We start from the raw sequence: 4,963 nt of genomic DNA, 5'->3' as shown, positions 1-4,963 counted from the left end.
TGCTTTCTATTATTAGATTGGCTACCTTTGCAGGCTGAAACAAAGAAGTAATAGAAATGACAATCGATGTTGAAAAGAAAGAGATCAGGGCGGTGGCGCTGACCCCAATCGTACAACAAACCGCATTTTGGGCGGAGGTAAAATCATACCAGGGCATAGAGTCTAAAGCTTTTGATTTTAAAGTAAAGAACAGTGAGGTGTATGTGGATGACTTGACAAAAACATCCACATACGCCGATTTGTTGATTCTCCAGCAAGCACTAAACAAAGATACCAGCATTGCCTACGTTCCGTATGGTCCAGAGTTGGAACCATCCGAAGAGGTGCAAGGCGAATTTCTGGAAGAGCTATCCGAAATACTTCGCTCCTATCTGCCTAAGTCGTGTATTGGTATACGGTATGATCTTGCCTGGCAATCTCATTGGGACAAACCGGAGAATTACAATGAGTCCAATACCTGGGAAGGTCCGCCCGACCGAAAATACCAAGAGTTCCGTCTAAATTACAACACCAATAACTGGAACCTGAAGCGTGCCAACTCCGACATTCTGCCGGCACATACCGTTTATCTGGATTTGATTCCGGACGAACAGACGTTGCTGGCCCGCATGAAACCTAAAACCCGTTACAACATTCATCTGGCTGCCAGAAAAGGGGTGACCGTACGACGTGCCGGAATGGAAGAACTTCCGCTATGGTATAAGCTTTATAGCGATACGGCCCAGCGCAACGGGATCTTTCTGAACGATATAGATTATTTTAAATCTGTTCTTGCCGCTAAAGCAGACGACACGCTTTCGCCTGCTACAGTGGAGCTTCTTCTGGCAGAGAAAGACGGAGAAGCCTTGGCTGCCATATTTTTAGTACTGTCTGGCAACAGAGGAACCTATCTTTACGGAGCATCCTCATCGCAGCATCGGAATTGTATGCCTACCTATGCTTTGCAATGGGAGGCAATACGGATTGCCAAGGCAAGCGGTTGTACAGAGTACGACATGTTTGGCGTATCTCCCGGACCGGAACCTTCGCATCCTATGTATGGATTGTATAAATTCAAAATGGGATTCGGGGGACAGCTTTTCCATCAGATGGGATGCTGGGATTATCCTTTTAAAGAGGATCAATATCGCATGTTCCTCGCAACGGAGATGAGCAGTCAGGGATACCATCTGTAAGGATGTAAGAACCTTCGAATAGCTTTTTCTGTTAGAATAGAAAAAGAAAATTGTATGAAGACTTTTACATTCATTTTATGTATGGCAATATTGCCTCTATTTACAATGGCACAGACAAAATCATTTCACGACTTTACAGTCAAGGCTATGGATGGCACGGACTTTAACCTTTCGTCTCTAAAAGGTAAAAAAGTGCTTGTGGTGAATACCGCATCCAAATGTGGGCTTACCCCCCAGTACGAAAAGTTACAGTTGTTGTTTGAAAAGTATGGTGGAGATAAGTTTACAATCATCGCTTTTCCGGCCAACAACTTTAATGGTCAGGAACCCGGCACCAACGAGGAGATTATGGAATTCTGTACTTTGAATTACAATGTAACATTTCCTGTTATGTCAAAAATATCGGTAAAGGGAGATGATATGGACGCTCTTTATAAATGGCTGACACAAAAAAGTGAAAATGGGAAGGCCGATGCTGAGGTTCAATGGAACTTCCAGAAGTTTATGATAGACGAAAACGGAAACTGGGTGGACTTTGTGGCACCCAAAGAAAGTCCCCTTTCCGATATGATTGTGCAGTGGATTGAAGGAAAGAAGAATTAGTTATATGTTTAACAACAGGATTAGCTAATTTGTTAACTAAAAACTTGTGTAAACAAAAGCTTAAGTATACATTTGCTTCATCAGCGGTAATGAATGAAAATTCCGGTTTTCAGAGTTAAAGGCTGACAAAATGTTAACTATGATTAAGAGGCAAGAACAGTCTATCCGCCTGTTTCTTGCTTCTTTTTTTTGTTTGCTGTTTTGTTTACTATCTTTGCCCTCTATAAACGTCTCACTTTATCTGAATACACCATGTTAAACTACACAAAACTAAGTCTGCTGCTCTCATCAGTCTGTTTGATGGGAACGTCTCTCAGCGCCAAAGAAAAAGGAAAAACTCCTAATCTCTTGTTTATAATGGCCGATCAATGGAGGGGAAATGCCATAGGGTATCTCAACATTGAGCCGGTTAAAACTCCCAATTTGGATAAGCTTGCCTCGGCAGGGGTTCACTTTACAGATGCAGTTAGTTGCTATCCGGTATCGTCTCCGGCCAGAGCTATGTTGATGACCGGCTTATATCCTGTATCAAACAAAGTTACCGGCAACTGCAATTCGGCCAATACACCTCATGGTGTCGAACTGGAAACAGATGTTCGTTGCTGGAGTGATGTATTGAAAGAGAAAGGATATGCTACCGGATACCTTGGCAAATGGCACTTGGATGCACCCGTTGCTCCCTATGTGAATACAAGCAATAACAAAGGGAAAGTGGCATGGAATGAGTGGTGTCCCTCCAATCGCCGTCATGGTTTTGACTTGTGGACTGCTTACGGCACATACGACGATCATCTCAAGCCGATGTACTGGGATACCCATAGCAGCCGCGACAGCTTTTACTATGTTTCTGAATGGGGACCTACATTCGAAGCCAACCGTGCCATCGAATATATCAAGAACGAGGATGGCCGGTTCCGTAATCCGGAAAAGCCGTTTGCCCTGGTTGTCTCTATGAATCCTCCGCATACCGGATACGAGCTTGTTCCCGAAAAATACAAAGCGGTATACCAGCATGTAAACGTCGATTCTCTTGCTATTCCTGAAAGTCTTTTGGCTGGCGACAAAAAATTTGTTGAATTCTATAAAGCCAATGTCCTGAATTATTATGCATGTATGACCGGGGTGGACGATCAGATAGGCCGTATCATAGAATCTCTTAAGGAAGAGGGGGTGTTCGATAATACAATCGTTGTATTTACCTCTGATCATGGCGATGCCATGGGAATGCACGAAACTATCGGTAAAAATACAATGTACGAGGAATCGATGCGCATTCCGATGATTATCTCGTGGCCCGATAAGCTTAAACCTCGTAAAGATGAAAATCTAATGATCGGTTTCTCAGATCTTGGTCCTACGCTATTATCCATGATGGGCTTCGAAAAAGATATTCCGGAAAGGACTCAGACCTACAACCTGGCCTCGGGGGTGTTATCTGCAGACAATGAATTAGAGGTAGTTCAGCCTTACTATTTTATTGTGTCGTCCGATCTATCTTCGGGATGCCGCGGATTACGCAATAAACGCTATACTTTTGCTATTCGTGCCGAAAAAGGGGTGTGCAAAGAGTACTTCCTGTTCGACAGACAAACCGATCCCTGGCAATTAAACAACGTTGCCAGCAAAAATCCGGAACTGGTCAAAAAGCTTACAAGCCAATTAAAAGCACACCTGCAGCGAACCAACGACCCGTTTGCAAATTACATAAACTAAATACGATGACAAAAAACAATCTGATGAATAAAAAAAGAATTCTATCCATGGCCGCCATTCCTTTGGCAGGTTTAACTGGAATACTGAATGCTGCTACACCAAAAGAAAAGCCCAATATCATTCTTTTTATGGTAGATGATATGGGATGGCAGGACACATCCGTTCCATTTGGTCCGGAGAAAACACCCTTTAACCGCCTATATGAAACGCCTAATATGGAACGATTGGCTCGTCAGGGGGTTAAATTTACCAATGCCTATGCCTGTAGCATCAGTTCCCCCACCCGGGTAAGTCTGCTTACAGGGATGAATGCCGCCCGTCACCGTGTTACCAACTGGACATTAAATTATAACCAGAGTGTTGACGGGAAAAGTGATGTGCTGAAGTATCCCGAATGGAACCTCAACGGTATGAGTCCTACTCAAGGGGTTGAGCATACTTGTGTAGCAACACCTTTACCTCAACTGCTTAAGGACAATGGTTATTATACCATCCATTGCGGTAAAGCACACTTTGGTGCCATATCGACTCCCGCAGCCGATCCTGAGAATCTGGGATTCCAGGTAAATATTGCCGGACATGCAGCCGGGGGATTAGCCAGTTATCTGGGTGAAGAAAACTATGGAAATAAAAAAGATGGGACTAAGTCTTCTCCATTTGCCGTTCCGGGATTGGAAAAATACCACGGTACCGATGTATTTGTTACCGAGGCACTGACCAGAGAGGCTATCCATGCTCTGGACAGCCGCGACCCAAGGAAGCCATTCTTCCTTTATATGGCTCACTATGCCGTACATATTCCAATAAATAAAGACAAGCGGTATTATCAGAAATACCTGGACAAAGGAATGGATCCCATTGAGGCAGCCTATGCTGGTTTGATAGAAGGGATGGATAAAAGTCTGGGCGATCTGATGAATTACCTGGAAGAGAACAAGCTGACAGACAACACCATTATTATCTTCATGTCTGATAACGGCGGATTAAGTGCCGCTGGAACCGGAAGAGGGGGTGAAGCTAACACACACAATCTGCCGCTTAAAAGTGGAAAGGGATCAGCCTACGAAGGAGGTATTCGCGAACCTATGATTGTTTCATGGCCCGGGACTACCAAGAAGGAGTCGGTTTGTGAAGATTATCTGATTATTGAAGACTTTTATCCTACGATACTTGAAATGGCACAAGTTAAAAGAGTCAAAACAGTACAGCCTGTCGACGGAAAAAGTTTTATTCCACTACTTACCGGTAAAGGAAAGAATCCTTCACTAAACCGGGCTTTGTATTGGAACACACCTAACAACTGGGGACCAACAGGTCCGGGTATTGCGGCAACCTGCGCCATCAGACAGGGAGACTGGAAACTTATTTATTATTACGAAACCGGCGCTAAAGAGTTATTCAATCTAAAAGATGATCTGGGTGAAGCAACCAATCTGGCATTAACAAATCCTGAAAAGGTAAATGAGTTATCC

Annotated in this window: 4 protein-coding genes; all 4 read left to right on the top strand. The window is 43.8% G+C overall.

The window, feature by feature from the left end:
• Positions 1-56: 56 nt before the first annotated feature.
• Positions 57-1,175: a lipid II:glycine glycyltransferase FemX gene (locus tag AB7E53_RS14085; RefSeq protein ID WP_446776389.1), complete on the top strand. Its 1,119-nt coding sequence runs from the start codon at positions 57-59 to the stop codon at positions 1,173-1,175.
• A 54-nt stretch (positions 1,176-1,229) separates the two neighbouring features.
• Positions 1,230-1,778: a glutathione peroxidase gene (locus AB7E53_RS14080; protein WP_446776387.1), complete on the top strand. Its 549-nt coding sequence runs from the start codon at positions 1,230-1,232 to the stop codon at positions 1,776-1,778.
• A 252-nt stretch (positions 1,779-2,030) separates the two neighbouring features.
• Entirely contained in the window at positions 2,031-3,491 is a 1,461-nt protein-coding gene (locus AB7E53_RS14075; protein ID WP_446776385.1) for a sulfatase family protein, read from the top strand.
• A gap of 23 nt (positions 3,492-3,514) precedes the next feature.
• A partial coding sequence (locus AB7E53_RS14070; protein WP_446776383.1) for a sulfatase occupies positions 3,515-4,963 on the top strand: 1,449 nt, incomplete at its 3' end.

Source organism: Macellibacteroides sp. (genome assembly GCF_050251695.1).
Classification (GTDB): domain Bacteria; phylum Bacteroidota; class Bacteroidia; order Bacteroidales; family Tannerellaceae; genus Macellibacteroides; species Macellibacteroides fermentans.
This window is presented reverse-complemented; position numbering and strand designations above follow the sequence as displayed.